The organism is Nonomuraea monospora (assembly GCF_039531895.1).
Lineage (GTDB): Bacteria > Actinomycetota > Actinomycetes > Streptosporangiales > Streptosporangiaceae > Nonomuraea > Nonomuraea monospora.
Genome location: NZ_BAAAQX010000004.1, coordinates 62,416 through 83,298, shown reverse-complemented (window position 1 = coordinate 83,298; position 20,883 = coordinate 62,416). Strand labels below are relative to the sequence as shown.

At 70.9% G+C, this 20,883-nt stretch carries 20 protein-coding genes; 10 read left to right on the top strand and 10 right to left on the bottom strand.

Annotated elements, in window-relative coordinates:
• Window positions 1–485: 485 nt before the first annotated feature.
• A complete protein-coding gene (locus ABD331_RS09410; protein WP_344472681.1) occupies window positions 486–1,421 on the bottom strand; it encodes a helix-turn-helix domain-containing protein in 936 nt (311 codons plus the stop codon).
• Between the two features lie 378 nt (window positions 1,422–1,799).
• Window positions 1,800–3,110, bottom strand: a complete 1,311-nt coding sequence (locus tag ABD331_RS09405; RefSeq protein WP_344472679.1) for an MFS transporter — start codon at window positions 3,108–3,110, stop codon at window positions 1,800–1,802.
• Window positions 3,111–3,264: 154 nt separating this feature from the next.
• On the opposite strand from ABD331_RS09405, the gene ABD331_RS09400 reads away from it, so the two are divergent.
• From ABD331_RS09400 to ABD331_RS09385, 4 genes are all read left to right on the top strand, one after another.
• Complete coding sequence (locus ABD331_RS09400) at window positions 3,265–3,777, top strand: VOC family protein (protein ID WP_344472677.1); 513 nt, start codon at window positions 3,265–3,267, stop codon at window positions 3,775–3,777.
• A gap of 120 nt (window positions 3,778–3,897) precedes the next feature.
• Window positions 3,898–4,305, top strand: coding sequence for a Zn-ribbon domain-containing OB-fold protein (locus ABD331_RS09395; RefSeq protein ID WP_148439789.1), 408 nt, complete (start codon window positions 3,898–3,900; stop codon window positions 4,303–4,305).
• The gene (locus ABD331_RS09390) at window positions 4,302–5,429 is read left to right on the top strand and encodes a thiolase C-terminal domain-containing protein (protein WP_344472675.1); all 1,128 of its coding nucleotides are present in this window, start codon (window positions 4,302–4,304) and stop codon (window positions 5,427–5,429) included. The genes ABD331_RS09395 and ABD331_RS09390 overlap by 4 nt, the downstream gene beginning before the upstream one ends.
• Before the next feature lie 63 nt (window positions 5,430–5,492).
• Complete coding sequence (locus tag ABD331_RS09385; RefSeq protein ID WP_344472673.1) at window positions 5,493–5,744, top strand: SCO4226 family nickel-binding protein; 252 nt, start codon at window positions 5,493–5,495, stop codon at window positions 5,742–5,744.
• A 44-nt stretch (window positions 5,745–5,788) separates the two neighbouring features.
• On the opposite strand, the gene ABD331_RS09380 is transcribed toward ABD331_RS09385, so the two are convergent.
• On the bottom strand, window positions 5,789–7,870 hold the full coding sequence (locus ABD331_RS09380) for an acetate--CoA ligase family protein (protein ID WP_344472671.1): 2,082 nt from the start codon (window positions 7,868–7,870) through the stop codon (window positions 5,789–5,791).
• Between the two features lie 5 nt (window positions 7,871–7,875).
• Window positions 7,876–9,030 (bottom strand): acyl-CoA dehydrogenase family protein, encoded by a 1,155-nt coding sequence (locus ABD331_RS09375; RefSeq protein WP_344472669.1) that lies wholly within the window; start codon window positions 9,028–9,030, stop codon window positions 7,876–7,878.
• Window positions 9,031–9,142: 112 nt separating this feature from the next.
• Between ABD331_RS09375 and ABD331_RS09370 the strand changes: the two genes are divergently transcribed.
• Window positions 9,143–9,754, top strand: a complete 612-nt coding sequence (locus ABD331_RS09370) for a TetR/AcrR family transcriptional regulator (protein WP_344472667.1) — start codon at window positions 9,143–9,145, stop codon at window positions 9,752–9,754.
• Between the two features lie 27 nt (window positions 9,755–9,781).
• Here the strand turns inward: ABD331_RS09370 and ABD331_RS09365 are convergent, their stop codons facing one another.
• On the bottom strand, window positions 9,782–10,600 hold the full coding sequence (locus tag ABD331_RS09365; protein ID WP_344472665.1) for a MaoC family dehydratase: 819 nt from the start codon (window positions 10,598–10,600) through the stop codon (window positions 9,782–9,784).
• A 5-nt stretch (window positions 10,601–10,605) separates the two neighbouring features.
• Window positions 10,606–11,505: an SDR family oxidoreductase gene (locus tag ABD331_RS09360; protein WP_344472663.1), complete on the bottom strand. Its 900-nt coding sequence runs from the start codon at window positions 11,503–11,505 to the stop codon at window positions 10,606–10,608.
• 74 nt (window positions 11,506–11,579) lie between these two features.
• On the opposite strand from ABD331_RS09360, the gene ABD331_RS09355 reads away from it, so the two are divergent.
• From ABD331_RS09355 to ABD331_RS09345, 3 genes are read left to right on the top strand one after another with little or no spacing between them, the layout of a single operon-like run.
• Window positions 11,580–13,010 carry an MFS transporter gene (locus tag ABD331_RS09355; protein ID WP_344472661.1) on the top strand — a complete coding sequence of 477 codons (1,431 nt, stop codon included), beginning with the start codon at window positions 11,580–11,582 and terminating at the stop codon, window positions 13,008–13,010.
• A gap of 23 nt (window positions 13,011–13,033) precedes the next feature.
• On the top strand, window positions 13,034–13,456 hold the full coding sequence (locus ABD331_RS09350) for an acyl-CoA thioesterase (RefSeq protein WP_425565977.1): 423 nt from the start codon (window positions 13,034–13,036) through the stop codon (window positions 13,454–13,456).
• The gene (locus ABD331_RS09345) at window positions 13,453–14,616 is read left to right on the top strand and encodes an MFS transporter (RefSeq protein ID WP_344472657.1); all 1,164 of its coding nucleotides are present in this window, start codon (window positions 13,453–13,455) and stop codon (window positions 14,614–14,616) included. The genes ABD331_RS09350 and ABD331_RS09345 overlap by 4 nt, the downstream gene beginning before the upstream one ends.
• Before the next feature lie 106 nt (window positions 14,617–14,722).
• Here ABD331_RS09345 and ABD331_RS09340 read toward each other — a convergent pair whose 3' ends face one another.
• The 4 genes from ABD331_RS09340 to ABD331_RS09325 all read right to left on the bottom strand — a co-directional run bounded on the left by ABD331_RS09340 (window position 14,723) and on the right by ABD331_RS09325 (window position 18,349).
• Complete coding sequence (locus tag ABD331_RS09340; RefSeq protein ID WP_344472655.1) at window positions 14,723–16,243, bottom strand: glycoside hydrolase family 13 protein; 1,521 nt, start codon at window positions 16,241–16,243, stop codon at window positions 14,723–14,725.
• Between the two features lie 18 nt (window positions 16,244–16,261).
• Complete coding sequence (locus tag ABD331_RS09335; RefSeq protein WP_148439799.1) at window positions 16,262–16,642, bottom strand: globin; 381 nt, start codon at window positions 16,640–16,642, stop codon at window positions 16,262–16,264.
• A gap of 10 nt (window positions 16,643–16,652) precedes the next feature.
• Window positions 16,653–17,576: a mechanosensitive ion channel family protein gene (locus ABD331_RS09330; RefSeq protein WP_344472653.1), complete on the bottom strand. Its 924-nt coding sequence runs from the start codon at window positions 17,574–17,576 to the stop codon at window positions 16,653–16,655.
• A gap of 488 nt (window positions 17,577–18,064) precedes the next feature.
• Entirely contained in the window at window positions 18,065–18,349 is a 285-nt protein-coding gene (locus ABD331_RS09325) for a hypothetical protein (protein ID WP_253759101.1), read from the bottom strand.
• Window positions 18,350–18,623: 274 nt separating this feature from the next.
• On the opposite strand from ABD331_RS09325, the gene ABD331_RS09320 reads away from it, so the two are divergent.
• Window positions 18,624–20,180 carry an NsdA family TPR-like regulatory protein gene (locus ABD331_RS09320; protein WP_344472649.1) on the top strand — a complete coding sequence of 519 codons (1,557 nt, stop codon included), beginning with the start codon at window positions 18,624–18,626 and terminating at the stop codon, window positions 20,178–20,180.
• Window positions 20,177–20,665: a GNAT family N-acetyltransferase gene (locus ABD331_RS09315; RefSeq protein WP_344472647.1), complete on the top strand. Its 489-nt coding sequence runs from the start codon at window positions 20,177–20,179 to the stop codon at window positions 20,663–20,665. The genes ABD331_RS09320 and ABD331_RS09315 overlap by 4 nt, the downstream gene beginning before the upstream one ends.
• The last annotated feature ends 218 nt before the right edge of the window (window positions 20,666–20,883 follow it).

Here is a 20,883-nt window from a genome sequence, read left to right as displayed (position 1 = left end):
GGGCGTGCGGCAGGGTGAATGGGACCCGGCCAGGGGCACGGCATGCGACGCCCTGGCAGCGCCGCGTTGGCCGCGTTGGTGGCGGGTGAGCGACGGGGGGAGCGGGGCGGGTCAGGGGTGCGGTAGGCGACGCCCGGCAGCGCCGCGTTGGCCGCGCTGCTGGCGGGTGAGCGGCAGGGGGAGCGGGGCGGGTCAAGGGTGCGGTAGGCGACGGCTGGCAGTGCCACGTTGGCCGCGCTGCTGGCGGGTGAGCGGCAGGGGGAGCGGGGCGGGTCAGGGTTGCGGCAGGCGACGCCCGATAGCGCCGCGTCGGCCGCGCTGGTGGCGGGCACGCGGCAGGGTGAGCGCGGCGGGGCGGGGCACGTGCGGGGCAGGCAGCGCCGGGCCGTCCACGCTGGTGGTCAGGGTGGAGCTTTGGCCGGGCCGTCGGACGGAGGTTGCTGCGACGTCGTCTTCCCGCGCTGGACGGCGTCGAGGAAGAGCAACTACAGCGGCTCCCACCACCCGCGCCGAGCAGCCAGCACCCCCGCCTGGAACCGGCTCGTCGCCGACAGCCGCGCCATCAGCCCCTGGATCCGCCGCTGCACCGTCCGATACCCGATGCCGAGCTGCCGGGCGATGGCCTCGTCGGAAAGCCCGTGCGCCATCAGGGACACGATCCTCCGCTCCATTTCACTGAGCGGCGGACAATCCCCTTCCACCCCGGCGGCGAACGGCTGAGCCTGTGCCCACAACAGCTCGAACAACGCGGACAACGCGTCCAGCAGGGAGGAGGGATGCACGAGGACGCAGGAGTCGAGCCCACGGGGTGTGGCCCGCAGCGGGATCAGCCCGAGGTCGTCGTCGGCAAGGATCATCCTGATCGGCAGGTTCGGGAGGATGCGCACCTCCTCACCGGCGGCCACGCTCCGCTCGATCTCCGCAGCTTGCCCGGCGGCCTGAAGCGTGTCGCGGTCGTGGATGAAGCGTCGGCGCACGCCGTGATCGGCCACGGCCTGAGATGGCGCGTCGATGCCGCGGACGATGTCCTTGGCTCGGCACAGGAGTTGCTGCTCACAGCGGGCCACTGCCTCGGCCCCGGAGATCACCTCGATCAGCTCGGTGGCGGGACGCGATGCGCCGTCCCTGCGGTGGCGCTCGCCGAGGTGCTGTGCGAGCGCGCGGACCCGTTCGATGTCGCGCTCGCGGGCCAGCAACAGCACCTCGATGGCGGGCTCGGGAGGCAGTGCCGCGTACCTGGCGGGCCGTCCGGGCAGGCGGCTGATCAGTCCGTGGTCCTCCAGGCGGGGTAAGACGTCGCCGAGGACGTCAGGTGAGACGGCGGTCAGGGCGGCCAGCTCGGACGCGGTGAGCGGCCCGTCCCCGACCAGCGCCAGGTACGCCTCTTCGCCCCAGCGATCGACCCCCAGCACCTCGAGCACGCCCGCACTCCTCCCACCTGGACAGCGCCGCGAGACCTGCCTGGACAGCGCCGCGAGTCCGCCTGGACGGTGCCGCGAGACCTGCCTGGACAGCGCCGCGAGTCCGCCTGGACGGTGCCGCGAGTCTCGCCCGGGCAGTCCCGCGCGTCCTGCCTGGACGGTGCCGCGCGTCCGTCTGGACAGTCCCGCGAGTCCGTCCGGACCGTCCCGCGAGGCCGCCCCGACAGCGCCGCGAGTCCCGCCCGGACAGTCCGCGCGTCCTGCCTGGACCGCGCCGCGAAGTCCCGCCCGGACGATCCCGGGAAGCCCGCCCGGACAGCACCGCGAACGGCACCAGGGAAGATGCTAGGGGAGCCACATGACCAGCCTGTTAACCGATCAACCTTCGACACCGACGGTGGCGGGAGCGGGGGCGGGGCGTCGTCGCCACGGCCCGTGGAACATCACGATCGCCGGGATGAACAGGACAAGGCACCCGAGCGCCACGAACAGCCACGTCTGCCAGTTGGTGGCCGCCACCACGCGCGGGATGACCAGCAGCCCGATCACGGCGATCCCTTTGCTGAGGAACCCGAACAGCCCCCACGCGGTGCCCTGCAGCCGGGGATCCGCGTCCTCGGCGTCCTCGGAGTAGTTGGCCATCCAGGGCGCGTAGGCGACGCCGAGCGAGCCGCCGAGCAGCGCGCCCACCACCATGAGGGTGCCGGTGGAGACGCCTTCCTGGCCGAGGGAGACGGCGAGGTAGGCGGTGACGAGTACGGCGGCGACGGTGCCGCCGAGGCAGAACGGCTTGCGGAGCTGGGTGCGGTCGGACAGCCGCCCGGTGACGATGAGGGTGATCAGGTTGAGGCTCCAGAAGGCCGCCATGATCGTGGACGCTTCGGCGCTGCTGATACCGAGGGCGCCGACCAGCATCGTCTGGCCGAACAGCGACAGCGTGATGTAGAGGACGAGCCACATCGAGATCCCGACGACGTGCGCCCAGATGTTGGGCCGTACGAAAAGGGAGCGGACGCGCGGCGGCTGGGTGAGGTCCACGACCTCGGTGGCGGCCCGTTCGGTGTGCTGGATCCTGGCGCGCAGCTCGGGTGACAGGTCCGCGATGTTGAGCGCGATCACGACCGAGATGACCAGTGAGAAGCAGCCCATGATGACGAACTGCGAGCGCCACGAGTCGTTGAAGAGCGGCAGGGTCAGGCCGGCGATGGCGGCGGCCAGGAAGTTCGCGCCGACGGGGCCCCAGGTCCAGAAGCCGAACGCCTGGGCGCGTCCGAGACGCGGGGAGAAGTCGCGGACCAGTGGTGCGGTGCTGGCCATGGCGACGCCGTCCACGAAGGCCAGCACGATTCTGGCGATGAGCAGGTCGCGCGGGCTGTGCACGAGCGTCATGGCGAAGCAGCACACGGCCGTCAGCGCCATGAGGGGGATCAGCAGGCGGACCCGGCCGAGCCGGTCGGTGAGCCGTCCGCCCAGGATGGAGGCGATCGCCCCGGCCACTGCCGCCGCGCCGGACACGGCGCCGTACGTGGTCAGCGTCATGTCGAGGTCTTCGAGCAGCAGGGGGACGACGGGCGCGATCTGCCCTTCGTAGGAGCCGATGAGGATGGCCAGCACGGCCATCGTGAGGATCTTCATGCGCCGGGCGCCGGTCGGGTACTCGTCGAGCTCACGGACGTAGGACAGCCTCATGGCTAGCCTTTCTGATCGGGCTGGACCCCCCGCACGTTCTAGAAGCTAGCTCTAGAATTCCTTTCTGTGATGCTGCGCCTCACATCAAGTGCTCGTCAAGGGTGAGCGGCTAGAATGAAATTCTAGGATTCCCAATGTGGAAGGAGCCCCCCGCGTGGACCTGGAACTCGACGGGCTGGAAGTGCACTTCGACCACACGGCGGTGGCCGCGCCCCGGATCAGGGACCTGCTCCCGATCTACCGCGACCTGCTCGGCGGCCGGCACCTGGGCGGCGGCGGAGACAACCGGATCGCCGGCTACCGCACCCTGCAGCTCACCTACGGCAACGGCAACAAGGTCGAGCTCATGGAGCCGCTGGCCGGGTCCACGTTCTTCGACAGCTTCTTCGAGCTGACCAGGGGGCGGGGTGGGGTGCACCACCTGAACTTCCATGTCAGCGACCTCGGGGCGGCGGTGGAGCGGCTGACCGGGCGCGGTTACCGGCTGCACGGGCTCAATCGTGCGGACGCGCGCTGGCAGGAGGTGTTCCTGCACCCGAAGGAGGCGCACGGCGTTTTGATCCAGCTCGCCCAGCCGGGCTGGCGCGATCCGGCCGACGTGCGTCCCGCTCTGGAGGAGGTGCTGGACGGGCGCGGCAGGAACGGCAACGGAATCCCCAGCCCATGAGACGGCGCCGCTCCAGGCGCTGAGGCCCTGACGGCCCTGAGGTCGCGGTGCGCCAGGCTCTTGAGCTCCAGCAGAACCTAGATCTAGAGTGGAATTCTAGAACTAGGATTGGGGAGGCCGATGAAGCCGGCACCTAAGCCCACACCCGAGACCCAGCCGTTCTGGGACGGCACGGCCGCGGGCGAGCTCAGGATCCAGCGCTGCGAACCCTGCGCGCGGCACTACTTCTACCCGCGGCCGAGCTGCCCCCGCTGCGGCGGCGACCAGGTCGAATGGGTCCGCGCCAGCGGTCGCGCGACCCTGTACTCCTACGTGATCAACCACCGCCCGGCGCCCGGCTTCGAGGACGAGGCCCCGTACGCCATCGCCGTCGTCGAGCTGGAGGAGGGCGTGCGCATGATGACGAACATCGTCGGCGTGCCGAACACCCCCGAGCACCTGGAGCTGGACATGGAGCTGCAAGTGGTCTTCGAACGCCGCGGCGACGTCAGCGTGCCGCTCTTCGAGCCGGCCGGAGGCGCCGCATGACCATCGTGATCGCGGGCGCCGCCGAGACGGACGAGGTGGGCCGCCTGCCCGGCCACTCCACCGTGCAACTGCACCTGGAGGCCGCCAGGAACGCCCTCGCCGACGCCGACATGACCATCCACGACATCGACGGCATCGCCACGGTCGGCACCCCCGGCCCGATCCAGATCGCCCACGCGCTCGGCATCACCCCCGCCTGGCTGGACGGCACGGGGGTGGGCGGCTCGTCGTTCCTGTTCCACGTCCGGCACGCGGCCGCCGCGATCAAGGCGGGGCTGTGCCGTACCGTGCTGATCACACACGGCGAGTCGGGGCGCTCGCGGGTCGGGGCCGGGCGGTTCGGGCTGGGCGCCGACTCGCTGCTCGGGCAGTTCGAGCTGCCGTACGGGGTGGTCGGGCCGCCCACGTCGTTCACGATCACGGCGCTGCGCTACATGAAGGAGACCGGGCTCACGCACGAGCAGCTCGCCGAGGTCGCGGTGGCGCAGCGGCGGTGGGCGCACCTCAACCCGCGCGCGATGTACCGCGACCTCATCACGGTCGAGGACGTGCTCGCGTCGAAACTGGTCGCCTACCCGTTCCACCTGCTGGAGTGCTGCCTGGTGACCGACGGCGGCGGCGCGCTGATCGTCACCTCGGCGGAGCGGGCCCGCCGCTCCCCGGTCTACCTGCTGGGCTCAGGCGAGGCGGCCGACTCGCCGATCATCTCGCAGATGGAGGACTTCACCACGTCCAAGGGCTTCCGCCTGTCGGGCGAGGCGGCCTTCCGCGAAGCGAAGATCACGCACGCGGACGTGGACCACCTCATGGTGTACGACGCCTTCGCCCACGTGCCCATCTACGGCCTGGAGGACCTGGGCTTCGTCGGCAGGGGCGAGGCGGGCGCGTTCATCGCCGAGGGGCACACCTCGCCCGGCGGCCGGCTGCCGCTGAACACCAACGGCGGCGGCCTGTCCTACACGCACACCGGCATGTACGGCATGTTCGCCATCCAGGAGTCGGTGCGCCAGCTCCGCGGCGAGGCGGCGGCGCAGGTGCCCGGCGTGGAGGTGAGCGTGGTGCTGGGCAACGGCGGCATGTTCGCCTCGGCCGCCACCCTGGTGCTGGCCAACCGCCGGCCCTGATGGCACGGGATGGAACGCCTCACGGGAAAGAGGGACACTCTGAGCCACGAGGAGGGATGCGCCATGCCGAAGTTCATGGACGTGCACAGTGGATTCGTCGGCGCGACCGAGGAGCAGCTCCGCGCCGCCCACGAGCGTGACCTCGCGATCGAGGAGGCGGAGGGCGTGCACTTCGAGCGGGCCTGGCTGGACCCGGAATCGGGGAAGGTGTTCTGCCTGTCGTCGGGGCCGTCGAAGGAGGCGGTGCTGCGGGTGCACGAGAAGGCCGGGCATCCGACCAGCGAGATCTACGAGCTCCCGGTCGAGGTGGAGTAGCCACGCACGCAACGGGCGGCCCCCCACGGGGCCGCCCGTTCCGCTTAACGCCAGGTGATCAACGCGTCCAGGGCCTCGACCCGGGAGCCGCTGACGAGCAGCGGGTTGATCTCCAGGGACTCCAGCCCGTCCCCCAGCGACTCGGCGAACGCCGCCACCCGCGCCACCACGTCCGCCACCGCGTCCAGATCGGCAGGCTCGCTCCCCCTGAGCCCGTTCAGCAACGCGGCGCCGCGCAGCTCCGCGAGCGCCGTACGCACCTCGCCCGCGTCCACCGGCAGCACCCGCAGCGCGGTGTCGCGCAGCACCTCCACCCAGACCCCGCCCAGCCCCACGGCCAGCGTGAGCCCCCAGGCGGGATCCCGCACGACGCCGACCAGCAGCTCGATGCCGCCGCCGCGCTGCGGCTGCACGAGGACCCCGTCCAGCGACGGCACCGCGGCGACCACCTCCCGGTAGGCCCGCCGCACCTGCTCCGCCTCGCTGAGCCCGAGCCGGACGCCTCCGACGTCGCTCTTGTGCCCGAGCCCCTCGGCGGCGGCCTTGAGCACCACCGGATAGCCGAACCGCTCGGCCGCCGCGACCGCCGCCGGCTCGTCGGCGGCCAGCTCGGACGGCACCACCGGCAGCCCTGCGGCGGCCAGCAGCGCGGCGGCCCGGTGCTCGGCCCACACCCCGCTCGCCCCCTCGGGAGGCGCGACGGCGCGTGGGGGCGGCGCGGCCCTGGACAGCACCCGCGAGCGCTGCTCCGACCAGCGCACGGCCGCCCCGATGGCGTGCAGCCCGTGCTCGATCCCGCCGGCGACGTACGGGAAGCCGGTCTCGGCCTGCACCCGCCGCCCGAACTCGGTCACGTCGGTCAGCACGTTGCTCACCACCACGACCGGCACCGGCGAGGAGGCGATCCGCCCCGCGCTGGCCGCGTAGGTGGCCAGCACGGGCGCCGGGTCGGGCGGCGCCACCTTGGGCGGCTCCGACAGCAGCATGATCAGGTCGATCCCGGGGTCGGCGGTCACGGCCTCCAGCGCCCGGCCCAGCAGGGTGCGGTCGATGAGCACGTACCCGGTGACGTCGAGCGGGTTCTGCACGGTGCCGAAGGACGGGACGATCTCCGCCAGCTTCGCCACCGTCTCCGGCGCGAACGGCGGCAGCTCCAGCCCCTCGTCCTCGGCCCGGTCGGCGATGATCTCCGAGGCGCCGCCCGAGGGCGTCACGACCCCGACCCGCCGTCCGGGCAGCGGGCCCGTGGACGCCAGCAGCCCGGCCGTGATGATGAGGTCCTCCAGCGAACGGACCCTGATCACGCCGAGCTGCCGCAGCGCCGCGTCGATGACGTCGTCGTCGCCCACCAGCGCGCCCGTGTGCGCCTGCGCGGTGTGCGAGGCCAGCTTGCTACGGCCGATCTTGAGCGCCACGATCGGCTTGCCCGCCTCCAGCGCCCGCCTGGCCACGCGGGAGAACTCGGCCGGGTTCCTGATCGTCTCCAGGAACAGGGCGATGACCTTGGTGGCCGGATCGTCCACCAGATAGTCGATCACGTCGGTCACGGTGACGACCGTCTCGTTGCCCATGGACGTCAGCAGGCTGATGCCCACGTTGCGGGCCTGCGCGAACCCCAGCACCGAGCTGGCCAGCGCCCCGCTCTGCAGCACCACGCCGACCGCGCCGCGCAGCAGCGGCGGAGGGATGGGCAGCCCGTACGGGGTCACGCCGGCGGCGGCGTTGATGAACCCGTTGCCGTTCGGCCCCAGGATCGTCAGCCCGTTCTCCACGGCGAAGGCGGCGATCTCCGCCTCCAGCCGCGCCCCCTCCTCCCCGGACTCGCCGAACCCGGCCGTGAGGATCACATAGCACCGGATCCCCAGCTTGGCCCCCTCCCGCAGCACGCCCAGCACGGCCGCGGTCGGCACCATCACGTACGCCAGGTCCACCCGCTCGGGAATCTCCGTCAGGCTCCGGTGGGCGGGCTGCCCGTGCACCACGCCGCCCCGCGAGTTGACCAGGTGGACGGGGCCGGGGAACCCGTGGGCGCGCAGGTTCGCCAGCGTGCTGATCGACCACCCCGACTTGTCCGTGGCCCCGACCAGCGCGATCGAGCCCGGATTGAACAGTTCCCCTACCGACATGTGCGTCATTCCCCGATGAGGCCGAGCCGGGCGTGGCCCTTGATGAGGTTGCGGGCGATCGTCCGGCGCTGGATCTCGTCGGTGCCCTCGAAGATGCGCAGCAGGCGCAGCTCCCGGTACCACCGCTCGATCGGCAGCTCCTTGGTGTACCCCATACCCCCGTGGATCTGCAGCACCCGGTCCACGACCTGGTTGGCCATGACGGCGCCGTTCAGTTTGGCGATGGAGGAGGCGTGGCGGGCGTCCAGGCCCTGGCCGACGCGCCAGGCGGCGTAGAGGGTGAGCCACTTGGCGGCCTCGATCTCCACCTGGGAGTCGGCGATCATCCACTGGATGGCCTGGTAGTTGGAGATCGTCTGGCCCATGGACTTGCGGATCTTGGCGTAGTCGACGGCCATCTGCAGCATGCGCTCGGCGGAGCCGATGGCGCGCGCCGGGATCATGTAGCGGCCCTGGCCGATCCACTGCATGGCCAGCTCGAAGCCCTTGCCGAGCTCGCCGAGGATGTTCTCCTCCGGCACCCGGACGTCCTCGAACACGAGGGAGGCGGGGCCCCACTGGCCCATGGTGGGGATGGGCTCGGACTTCCAGCCCATGTCGCGGTCCACCAGGAAGCAGGTGACGCCGTGCTCCTGCGCCACGGCGAACACCATGACGAAGTCGGCCTCGTTGCCGCCGGTGATGAACGTCTTCTCGCCGCTGATCACCCATTCGGAGCCGTCGCGCACGGCCTTGGTGCGGATGTTGCGGGCGTCGGAGCCGGCGCCGGGCTCGGTGATGGCGAAGCAGGAGCGGCGCTCGCCCTCGATGGTGGGCAGCAGGTAGCGCTGCTTCTGCTCCTCGGTGCCGGCGTAGAGGATGTTGTCGGCGCTGCCGCCGAACGAGAACGGCACGAACGTGCGGCCGATCTCCATGGCGATGATGGCCGACATGATGGGGCCCAGGGCCGCTCCGCCGTACTCCTCGGGGGTGTTGATTCCCCAGAAGCCGGACTTTCTGGCCTTGGCCCGCAGGTCGCGCAGGATCTCGGGGTCCAGGCCCGGGCGGCCCTCGCGCTCGTTGCGCAGGACCTCGGGCTCCAGCGGCATGACCTCCTTCTCGATGAAGGCGCGGACGGTGTCGCGGATCTGGCGTTCCTCCGGGGTGAGCGAGAAGTCCACAGCCGCCTCCCTGGTGCAAATTTCTAGAATCTGTCTCTAGGAAGACATTCTATGCGTTACGGCTCTGTGTCAAGAATCTGATTCTAGAATTTGGGCGGCTAGGATGGCGGGCATGGCACGCAAGTCCTCGTGGGAGTGGAGCCGTACGGCACAGACCCGCAAAAGCATGCTCCAGGCGGCGCGCGAGGTCTTCAGCGAGCACGGCTTCGCCGAGGCCAACGTCTCCGAGGTCGTCGCGCGCGCCGGCTCCAGCGTCGGCAGCCTCTACCACCACTTCGGCGGCAAGACCGAGCTCTTCCTCGCCCTGTACGAGGACCACCAGGCCGCCCACGAGCAGGCGTCCGCCTCCAGCGTGGCCAAGGCCAGGAAGGAAGGCGTCTGCGATCCCGTGGAGCTGCTGATCGCGGGCGCGCGGGCCTACCTCGCGGGCGCCTGGGACCGGCGCGACTTGGTCCGCCTGTTCATCGACGGCGACGGGCCGCCCGGCTTCGAGCTGATCCGCCGCACGCGCGGGCGGGAGTGGGTGCGGCAGAACGCGGTGCTGCTGGGGGCCGGGGGAGACCCGCTCGACCGGTTCACCGTGGCCGTGCTGACCAGCGTCATCGGGGAGGCCGCCCGGGAGGTCGCGACGTCCGACACCGAGGAGGAGGCGCGCGAGGTCATCGAGGCCGCCGTGACGTTGATCCACCGGCTCGACCCCCTCAAGTCACTGGACGAGAGCTGACCCCGGGCGCCTCCGCCCGGCATGGCCTCAGGTGATGGTCGCGCGGCCCCGGTCGATCACCACGGTCCCGTCGTCCTTGGCCGTCCTGAACACCACGCCGGTCCCGTCCACCCAGATCGACACGGTCAGCGACTCGCCGGGGAAGACCGGGCTGGAGAACCGCCCGGACATCGCCTTGAACCGCGCGGGATCGCTCCCGGCGACCGCGTGCAGCAGCGCCCGGCCGGTGACCCCGTACGTGCACAGCCCGTGCAGGATGGGCCGGTCGAAGCCGGCCCTGGCGGCGAAGGCCGGATCGCTGTGCAGCGGGTTGTAGTCGCCCGACAGCCGGTAGATCAGCGCCTGCTCCGGCAGCGTCGAGTAGGTCACCTTGTGGTCGGGCGCGCGGTCCGGCAGCGCCCACTCGTCGCGCGGCCCGCGCTCGCCGCCGAACCCGCCCTCGCCCCGGATGAACACCGAGCTGCGCGAGGAGATGACCAGCTCGTCACTGGCCAGGTCCACGGCCCGCGCCTCGGTGGTCACCAGCGCCCCCGAGCCCTTGTCGTAGATCCCCGTCACCCGTGACGTGGTCCGCACCCCGCCGGCGGCGGGCAGCTCGCGGTGCAGCTCGAAGCCCTGCTCGGCGTGGACGAGCAGGGCCGGGTCGAAGTCGCCCAGCCGCCGTCCCGGCGCCTGGGCGGCCAGGACGGCGAAGGTGGGCAGCACGCGCTGGTCCTTCTCGGTGGTGAACTCCAGCTCGGAGGCGCCTGCTCCGACGCCGAGCGCGTACAGCATGGTGTCCTTGGCGGTCCACGTACGCTCGTACGCGGCCCCCTCGACGCCGATCAGCGAGTGGTCCAGTGCCATGGCGGTCAGTCCTCCCGTCCGGGGATGCGGCCGTTGGTCAGCGCGTTGGGCGCGGCCTTCTCGACGAGGGCGGGGATGACGGCGCCCAGCTCGGCCGGGTCCCACCGGCCGCCCTTGTCGGCCTCGGGCCCGGCGTGCCAGCCCTCCGCCACGCTGATCTTGCCGGCCCGCACGTTGAAGACGCGCCCGGTGATGCCGCGCGCCTCGGCGCTGGAGAGCCAGACGACCAGGGGCGCGATGTCGTCGGGGTCGGCGCCGGTGGCTCCGGCGGGCATCAGGTTCTCGGTCATGCGGGTGAGCGCGGCGGGGGCGATGGCGTTCACGGTGACGCCGTACCGCTCCAGCTCGCGCGCGGCGATGATCGTCAGGCCGGCGATGCCGGCCTTGGCGGCGCCGTAGTTGCCCTGGCCGGGGTTACCGTAGATGCCGGAGGACGAGGTGGTGTTGATGATCCGGGCGTCCACCCGCTCGCCCGCCTTGGCCTTGTTCCGCCAGTAGGCCGCGGCGTGGCGCAGCGGGGCGAAGGTGCCGCGCAGGTGCACCTTGATGACGGCGTCCCACTCCTCGGCTGTCATGTTGACGAGCATCCGGTCGCGCAGGATGCCGGCGTTGTTGACCAGCACGTCGAGGCCGCCGAAGTGGTCGACGGCGGCGCGGACGAGCCGCTCGGCGCCGTCGAAGTCCGAGACGTCCTCGCCGTTGACGACGGCCTGGCCGCCCATGGCCTCGATCTCCGCCACCACCTCCGCGGCGGCTCCGGACGAGCCGGTGCCGTCCACTTCCGCGCCGAGGTCGTTGACCACCACCTTCGCGCCCTGCCTGGCGAACTCCAGCGCGTGTCCCCGTCCGATGCCCCTGGCCGCACCGGTGACGATCACCACGCGGCCTTCGACGATCCCGCTCATCCGACACCTCGATCCTTGACCGGCTGACGATTTGAATTGGATTCTAGTATTAAAATCTAGAAAGGACAGAGCCCTTGCTGGCGACGACCACCCCCATCCGCGATGCCTGGCGAACGCTGTCGGTCGTCAGCCTGGCGAGCGTGCTGACCGGCCTCAGCGGCAGTGCCATCAACGTCGCGCTGCCCGAGATCGCCAGGCACACCGGGGCCGGCGCCACGGCCGCGAGCTGGATCCTCCTGGGCTACCAGTTGACCACGACCGTGCTGATGGTGGTGTTCGGCAGGTTGGCGGACATGTTCGGCAGGCGCCGAATGTACCTCTTAGGGCTTGCGACGTACACGCTGGCGGCCTTGCTCGCGGGCCTGGCGCCGGACGCCTGGGTGATCGTCGCGATGCGGGTGCTGCAGGCCGTGGGCGGCGCGATGCTGCTCACCAACAGCGCGGCCCTGATCAGCGACGCCTTCCCGCGCGAGCGGCTGGGCGAGGCGATGGGCGTGTACGTGGCCTCGTTCTCGATCGCCGGGCTGATCGGCCCGACGCTGGGCGGGGTGCTGGCCGAGAGCCTGGGCTGGCGTTGGGTGTTCTGGTTCAACGTGCCCGTCGGCCTGCTGTGCCTGCTGTGGGGGGTGCTCGTGCTGCCCAGGCCGCCCAGGGCCGAGCGGGACAGCGGGCTCGACGGCCCGGGGAACGTCCTGGTCCTGGCCACCCTGGGCGGGCTGCTGCTGGCGCTGTCGGAGTTCACCCGGCTCGGCTGGGACCACCCGGTGGTGCTGGGCGGGCTGGCGGCCTTCGCGGCGGGCCTGCCGCTGTTCCTGCTCAGGGAGTCGCGGGCGGCCCATCCCGTCGTGGACCTGAGCCTGTTCAGGGAACGGGCCTTCGCGTTCGGCACGCTGGCCTCCTTCCTCAACGCCGTCGCCCGCATGGGCATGGTGTTCCTCATCGCCCTCTACTTCCAGGCCGTGCGCGGCGACGACCCCGTGCAGGCGGGGCTGAAGGTGCTGCCGCTGGCCATCGCCGCCATGATCGGCTCGGTCAGCTCGGGCTTCCTGCAACGCCTGGCCAGCGCCCGCACGCTCGCCGTCGCCGGCGCCGCCACGACCACGTGCGGGCTGGTCGTCATGCTCTGCGTGATGTCGGCGGACATGCCCTACCCGGCCGTGGCGGCCGGGCTGGTGCTCATCGGGCTCGGCTCGGGCGCGTTCCTGCCCTCCAACACCACCGCCATCCTGGACGGCCTGCCCTCCAACCGGCTCGGCATCGTCAACGCCATGCGCCTGATGCTGCAGAACACCGGCAACGTCGTCGGCACCGGCCTGGTCCTGTCGATCCTCACCGCGCCGCTCCCCGCCGAGCTGCACCAGAGCGTGTTCGCCGGCACGCTCGCCCAGCTCTCCGGCGGCGCGGTCGAGCAACTGGTCACCGGCTACCGCTGGGCGCTGGGCTCGATGGCCGCCGTCTCGGTGCTGACCGTGCTCTCCTGCCTGGCCCGGCGCAGGGCCACCTGACCCGGGCGGGTACGGTGGCGGACGTGGCAGAAAGCACCCAGGCCGAACGGCACATCTATCCCCGTACGGTGAGATTCGGCGACATCGACTCCCAGGGGCACGTGAACAACGTGCGCTTTCTCGACTACCTGGAGGACGCCCGCTTCGGCATGCTGAGCATCGATCCGTACGTCGCGGGCGACGAGCCGTTCAAGGGCCTGGTCGTGACCCGGCACGAGATCGACTACCGCCGCCCGCTGGGCTTCCGCGCGCAGCCGGTGCGGGTCGAGACCTGGGTGACGGAGATCAGGACGGTGCGGTTCACGCTGCGGTACGAGATCCGCGACGACGAAGGGCTCTACGTCACCGCCATGTCCGTCATGGCGGCCTACGACGTCGAGCGGGCCGCCCCGCGCAGGCTCACCGAGAACGAGCTGACCTACCTGAAGCGCTACGCCACGGAATGAGGCGCTGGTGGATGCTGGCGCTGGGCGTCAACGCGCACGCCGGCGTCACCCTGGGGCTGTTCGGGCTGCCCCTGGTCATGCCCGAAATTTTGCGACATTTCAAGGTATCGCTGCCGGTGGGCGGGCTCATCGCCAACGCCCCGGCCATCGGGGTCATGTTCGCCCTCGTCGCCTGGGGAGCCCTGGCCGACCGGTACGGCGAACGGGTGGTCCTGGGCGCGGGCGTGGGGCTGGCCGGCGTGTCGCTGGCCGCCGCCGCCTTCGCCGGGAGCGCCTGGGCGGTGATCACGCTGCTGGCGGTGGCGGGCGCGGCCGGATCGGCGGCGATGGTGGGCGGCGGGCGCATCGTGCTGCGCTGGTTCGAGCCGGCCGAGCGCGGCGTCGCCATGGGGGTACGGCAGGTCTCCTTCACCCTCGGCATGGCCGTGGCCGCCTTCGCGCTGCCGCCCATGGCGCGGGCGCACGGGTTACCCGGCGTGCTGCTGCTCTGCTCCGGCGTGAGCCTGCTGGCCGCCGTGCTGGCCGCGCTGTTCATGGCCGAGCCGCCGCGCGCGATCTCCGGGCCGGGCGCTGAGCGGGCGGGCTCGCCGTACCGGCAGCCCGCCCTGTGGCGGGTTCACGCCACCAGCGCGCTGCACGTGGTGCCGCAGGTCGTGGTCAGCACGTACGGCGTGGACTGCCTGGTCACCACCTACGGCTGGGACGACGTGGCGGCCGGCCGGCTCTTCGGCGTGGCCGCCATCGGCGGAGCCGCGATCCGCGTCGCGGCCGGGCGCTGGTCCGACCGCACCGGGCTGCGCATGCGGCCCCTGCTGATCCTCACCCTCGGCAACCTCGTGGTGCTGGCGCTGCTGGTCGCCGGCACGCTCACCGCCACCCGGCTCGGGGTGGCGGCGCTCGTGCTGGCCTCGGTGATGACGGTGGCCGGCAACGGGCTGGCCTACCTCGCGGCGGGCGAGCTGGCCGGGCCCGGCTGGGCGGGCAAGGTGCTCGGCACCCACAACACGATCCAGAACACCGTCTCCCTGGCCGTCACCCCGGTGGCCGGAGCCCTGATCGTCGGCGCGGGTTACTGGGTGGGCTTCGCCGCGGGGCTGGCCTGCGCCGCGGCCTCACTGCCCGTCATCCCCCTGCGCCGGGAACGGCCGAGCCGCTCCTGAAGGGCAGGGCCGTCCGTCATCGCGCTGCTGAAGAGCCGCGCCTGAGCGACAGGGCCGCCCGTTATCGCGCTGCGGAAGAGCCGCGCCTGAGCGGCAGGGCCGTCCGTTATCGCGCTGCGGCCGAGCCGCTTCTGAGCCACACCGCCGTGTCGGGCGGCAGCAGCCCGCGCTTCAGCGGCCCGCTCGCCAGCAGCACCTCCTCGTGCCCCGGCAGGCGCACCGGCCGGGTGCCGCAGTTGATCGCGCAGATCAGCGGACCCCGGGTGAAGAAAAGCGCCCCCTCGGGGGACTTCAGCCACTCCAGCGTGTAAGGAATGCTCCGCACCAGCTCCCGCCGGCAGGCCAGGGCCCGCCGGTAGAACTCCAGCGTCGAGTCCGCGTCCCCCTCCTGCTTCTCGACGCTCAGCCCGGCGAACGACTCCGGCTGCGGCAGCCACGGCTCCACCCCGCCGGGGGAGAAGCCGTGGGAGGGCGGGTCCACCGTCCACGGGATCGGCACCCGGCAGCCGTCGCGCCCCGGCAGCTCGCCCTTCGACTGGAAGAACACCGGGTCCTGCCTGGCCTCGTCCGGCAGGTCGGTCACCTCGGGCAGCCCCAGCTCCTCGCCCTGGTAGAGGTAGGCGGAGCCGGGCAACGCCAGCATCGTGAGCAACGCCGCCCTGGCCCGCGCCACGCCCGTGCCCGGATCGGCCGTGTCGTAGCGGGTGAGATGGCGTACGACGTCGTGGTTGGACAGCACCCAGGTCGCGAACGGCACCGTGCCCAGCGTGTCGTCGATCACCTTCTTGAACGCCGTCGGCGACCACGGCGCCTGCAGCCAGGCGAAGTTGAAGCTCTGGTGCAGCTCGTCGGGCCGCACGTAGCGGGCCAGGTCCTCGGGGCTGTCGGTCCACACCTCGCCGACGGCCATCCGCTGACCGGGATAGCCGTCGAGCACCCGCCGCCAGTCGCGGTAGACGTCGTGCACCTCCGGCTGCCCCCACACCGGCGAGACCGACTTGAACGACTGGTCGCCCACGTCGGGCAGCCCCTCCGCCTTGTAAAGGCCCATCGCCACGTCGATGCGGAAGCCGTCGACGCCCCGGTCCAGCCAGAACCGCAGCACGTCGAGGAACTCCGCGTGCACCTCGGGGTTGCGCCAGTTGAAGTCGGGCTGCCCGGGCGCGAACAGATGCAGGTAGTACTGCCCGTCGTCCACCTGGGTCCAGGCCGGGCCGCCGAACGTGGACTGCCAGTTGTTGGTGGTGTCGCGGAAGATGTACCGGTCGCGGCCCTCGCCCCGCAGCGCCGCCTGGAACCAGGGATGCTCGGACGAGCTGTGGTTGGGCACGATGTCCACGATCACCCGCAGGTCGTGCTCGTGCGCGTCGGCGACCAGCGCCTCGAAGTCGCCGAGCGAGCCGAACAGCGGGTCCACGTCACGGTAGTCGGCCACGTCGTAGCCGCCGTCGGCCATGGGGGAGCGGTAGAAGGGCGTCAGCCAGATCGCGTCGACACCCAGCCCGCGCAGGTACGGCAGGCGCTCGCGCACCCCCGCCAGATCGCCGACGCCGTCTCCCGAGGCGTCGGCGAAGCTGCGAACGTAGATCTCATAGACGACTGCGTCACGCCACCAGGGGATATCCATGTGGCGTGTCATGCCCCGTTATGTGGGTGAGTTCACCAGGCTGTGGGCAGCGTAGACCAGATAGTCCCAAAGCCTGGTCTCCAGCTCGTCGGGCAGGTCGAGCGAATCGACCGCGTCGCGCATGTGCCGCAGCCAGGCCTCCCGCTCGGGCTCGCCGATCACGAAGGGCATGTGCCGCATGCGCAGCCGGGGATGGCCACGCTGCTTGCTGTAGTCGTTGGGCCCGCCCCAGTACTGGATCAGGAAGCCCCGCAGCCGCTCCTCGGCGCCCGTCAGATCGGACTCCGGGTAGAGCGGCCGCAGGATCGGGTCTTCCGCGACCCCCTCGTAGAAGCGGTGCACGAGGCGCCGGAAGGTCTCCTCGCCTCCGGCGGCGTCGTAGAAGGAGGTCTCTGTCACGTTTCCTAGCTTAGGCGGTGGCGACCATGGGGATGCCCGCGGTGTCGAGTGCCGTCTTGACCCTGAGCCGCAGCTCCCGCGACACCTCCGCCTGCGCGGCTGGCAGCGTCTTGGCCGTGATGCGGAACACCAGCGAGCTGTCGGAGAGCTGCTCGACACCGTACACCTGCGGCGGCTCCACGATCTTGGTCTCGCGCAGCTCGGGGTCGGCCCAGACCTCCTCCGCGACGTGCTCCAGCAGCACCCGCACGCCGACCACGTCGGCGTCGTAGGCCACCGGCACGTCCATGTACGCGCGCGACCAGCCCTGCGACTCGTTGCCGACCCGGGTGATCGTGCCGTTGCGCACGTACCAGACGCGGCCGTCCGCGTCGCGCAGCCTGGTGACCCGCAGGGTGACGGCCTCGACCGTGCCGACCGCCGGCCCGGCGTCGATCACGTCGCCCACGCCGTACTGGTCTTCGAGCAGCATGAACATGCCCGCGATGAAGTCCTTGACCAGCTCCTGCGCGCCGAAGCCGATCGCCACGCCGAGGATGCCGACGCTGGTCAGCAGCGGCGCGATGGGGATCGTCAGCCTGTCGAGGACGGTCAGCACGGCGGTGCCGAGGATGACGATGGAGGCGATGTGCTTGAGCACCGACCCCATCGTCTCGGCCCGCTGCTTGCGGCGCTCGTGCAGCAACGCGTCGATGCCGTCGGTCGCCGCCGCCTTGCGGAACCGGCTGGTGAGCGATCCTCCCGTGGCCGCCCGGGTGACCACCCTCGTGATCACCCGGTGCGCGACGTTTCTGAGCACGTACGCGAACACGAGGATCAGTAAGACGACGACGAGCATGGCTGCCAGCGGTGCCCAGACCGCGTTGTTGAACAGCCCGGCGATCATCGAGCAGACCGGGTCGTCTGTGCAGGTCGCGGTCACTTGTGAGGTCACCTTGTCAATATCGGGCAGCACCGATGGAGTCGTCGGCGGTGGCGACGGCGTCACCAGCAGTAACACTATGGTGGATCCCCTCCGGAAGCGGTTCGGTCTGCGTTTCTGGACCGTTTCGAACCAAAAATACCGCCGACCGAACCGCCCGCCGTCACATCACGCCGGGGAAGACGGGGTCGCCCGCTCTCTGGGCCGCGGAGGGAGAGAGCGGACGCTCCGATGACGGACGGCTCGGTACGGGACAGGCACCCGGAAGCATGCCCCGCGCCGGTTCCGGGAGGGATCCCCCGAACACCCGCCCGGCTGACCCGGGCGGGCGGCTTGCGGGCGCGGCGCGTGGCGCCGCGCGGGCCAGGCCGGAACCGGCGGAGTGACCAGGGCTCCGTTGCGCGGGAGACCCTCCGCACCGGCCACTCCGCCGGCTCCCAGTAGCCGTCGTGGGATGCGGTGAGCCGCGGTGGCTGCGCTCCACCCGGTTCACCGGGTCGTCACTCCCCCACGACGGCGAGCACGCGGGCGACCTTGGTCGCGGCGCCGGCCGGGTCGTCGGCGGTGTGCATCCGCTCGCCCCAGGACCAGCAGTACCACCAGTCGCGCATGTCGGAGACGGCTGCCGACCGGCAGGTGACGTTCTCGGACAGGCTCGTCGCGCTCGGGTTGATGACCCGAACGAACGTGCGTCCGCTCTGGGTCCGGACCACTCGTGCGAGCAACCCTCGCGCGTCCAGTTCTGCCACGAGACGCTCCAGGTGCTCGAAGTTGTCGTCCCCCACCGTTCGTTCCTCCCTCAGGAATCGTTGCTGGTGGGCCAAAGATGGCTCAAGTCAAGGGATCGCGCAACGAGGGGATCCGCTCACGGGGAGTGGCTTCTCACTCGTGGGATGTAAGAAACAGTCCCGGGGAGGATGTTCCTTAACCGTAGGGTGGTTGAGGGCGTTCCCATCAACTCGGCATTGCTTCATAGTCATGGGTAGGCGCAGGGCAACTTGAGGGCTACGCTGAGTCACCAGTTGCGGACCGGTCGAGACATGCGGGAGAGGGGCCGGGATGTCCGGCAGACAGCACAGGGAGACGGAGATCGCCCGGCGGATCAGGGCCAAGGGCCTCGCCGCCGGGCGCACGTCGGCTCAGGTAGCTGATGAGATTCACGAGGCGTGCGCGGCCCACTTCAGCACGAGCCGCATAAAGGCGCATCGGCTGGCCTACGGCATCGCGCTGGCCGACGTCATCGAACAGGTCAGAGCCCTGTTCGAACGCGACGGCAAGGCGATGCCCGGGATCGGCGAGACGCTCCTGTCCGCGTACGAGAGCGGGCTCAAACGCCCGGGGCCCGAGTACCTGCACTACTTGTGCACGGTCTACCGGGTCGAGCCGGTGGCGCTCGGCTACGACTCGCCCTGCATCTGTGGCCACGGCCACCGGATGCCGGGCGTGCTGAGCGGCGCGGCGGAGCCGAAGGAGCGCCCGCAGCTTCCCCAGGAGCGGGATCTGGTGATCCAGCCGATGGAGACGGAGCCGGAGGACGAGGAGAACGAGAACATCCTCCGCCGGACGCTATTAAATTCACTGCAGGCCGACGCCAACCTCACCGACCTGGAGGGCCCCGTGCTCGGGGCCTGCGAGGGCATCAGACGCAGGATGGACGAGACGCTGGTCATGGCCACCGTCTCCGCCGCGATGCTCGACCAGTGGGAGGAGGCGACGATCAGCTTCGGCCGTCAGTACACCACGACGGCCCCGCTGCGGCTGCTGTGCGACGTGCTGCTGGAGCTGAGCGCCGTGCGGACGGCGATGTCCCGGCGGCAGCCGATCGACTTGCAGGAGCGGCTGTGCAGGATGGCGGCCCAGCTCGCGGGGCTGGCCGGCATGATCATGATCAACCTGGGTGATCACCGGCTGGCGCGCTCGTTCTTCCGCACCGGCCGCACGGCCGCCGACGAGACCGGCGACCGGGCGCTGCGGGCGTGGATCGCGGCCCGCGAGTCGCTCGTTCCCCTCTACTTCGGCGACGCCCGCGAGGCGCTCACCCTGGCCAAGAAGAGCCGCGACATGGCGGGCTCCACGCCGTGCGCGGCCCAGGCCATGGCGCCGGTCGTCGAGGCCAGGGCGCTGGCCATGATGTCCAACGGCGAGACCAAGAAGGAGATCGTCGACCAGGCCAAGCGGGCCCTGGCGCGGGCCAGGAACGCCTTCGCCCACATGCGTCCCGAGGACCAGACGGACGTGGCGTTCGGGTACACCGAGAAGCAGCTCTACTTCTACCAGGGCGACGTGCTCACCAAGCTCGGTCAGACGATCGAGGCGGAGGTCGTGCTCGACCAGGCGCTGGAGAAGTACGAGGACCACATTCTCGACCAGACGTTGATCAGGCTCGACCAGGCGCAGTGCCGGCTGATCGACGGCGATGTCCGGGAGGCGGTGGTGATCGCCACGAAGGCGCTGAACCTCGTCGGCGACGAGTATCTCACCGACCTCATCGTGCGGCCCGCGCTGCAGCTCGAACGGGCGATCCTGGCGCGGGACGCCACAGTCCCAGGTCTGGACGGCTTGTCGGCCGCCCTCAGGCGGACCCGGCAGCCCGAGATGAAAGGGGGCGATGGATGAAGCTGAAGATCAGACGCTATCGGTGGTCGGATCTCGACACCATCCTCGCACTCCACCGGATCTGCCTCGCCGAGGTGGGTCTGATGCCCGGTGACGGCGTCTACTACGACGACGACTTCCCGCGCATCCAGGAGATCTATCTGGCCTGTGGCGGCGATTTCCTCGTCGGCGAGAGCGACGCGCGGGTCGTGGCCATGGGCGGGCTGAAACCCGTCGACACGGGCACGGCGGAGATCTGCCGGTTACGGGTCCATCCCGAGTTCCAGCGGCGTGGCTTCGGCGCGGTCATGCTCGTCGCGCTCGAACGGCGCGCGGTGGAGCTCGGTTTTCACAGCGTCAGAGGTGACACCACGCTCAACCAGGAGGCCGCACTGGCGCTGTACGAGCGCCTGGGCTGGCGCGAGCTGTCCAGGGAGCAGGTCGGCGGCCTGACCGTCGTCTACGGCGAGAAACGCCTGGTCCCGCCCGCAGTTCTGGAGTTCTAGACCGTCCCGACCGCACGGCCCCAACCCCTCCCCCTCCTGGGGCCGTCAGCTTCGTCTTCCCCGGTGACCTCTCCCGGGGGCCCGCTCGGCGTGAGGGTTCCGCCGTCACAGCGGGTGACGCTTCCCCCGCCGCTGAACCCGACATCTTTCGCCTAATTCTCATGAGCGATATGTCGGAGACACCGTAAAGCGGCGTCCACGGATAAGGATGCACGAAC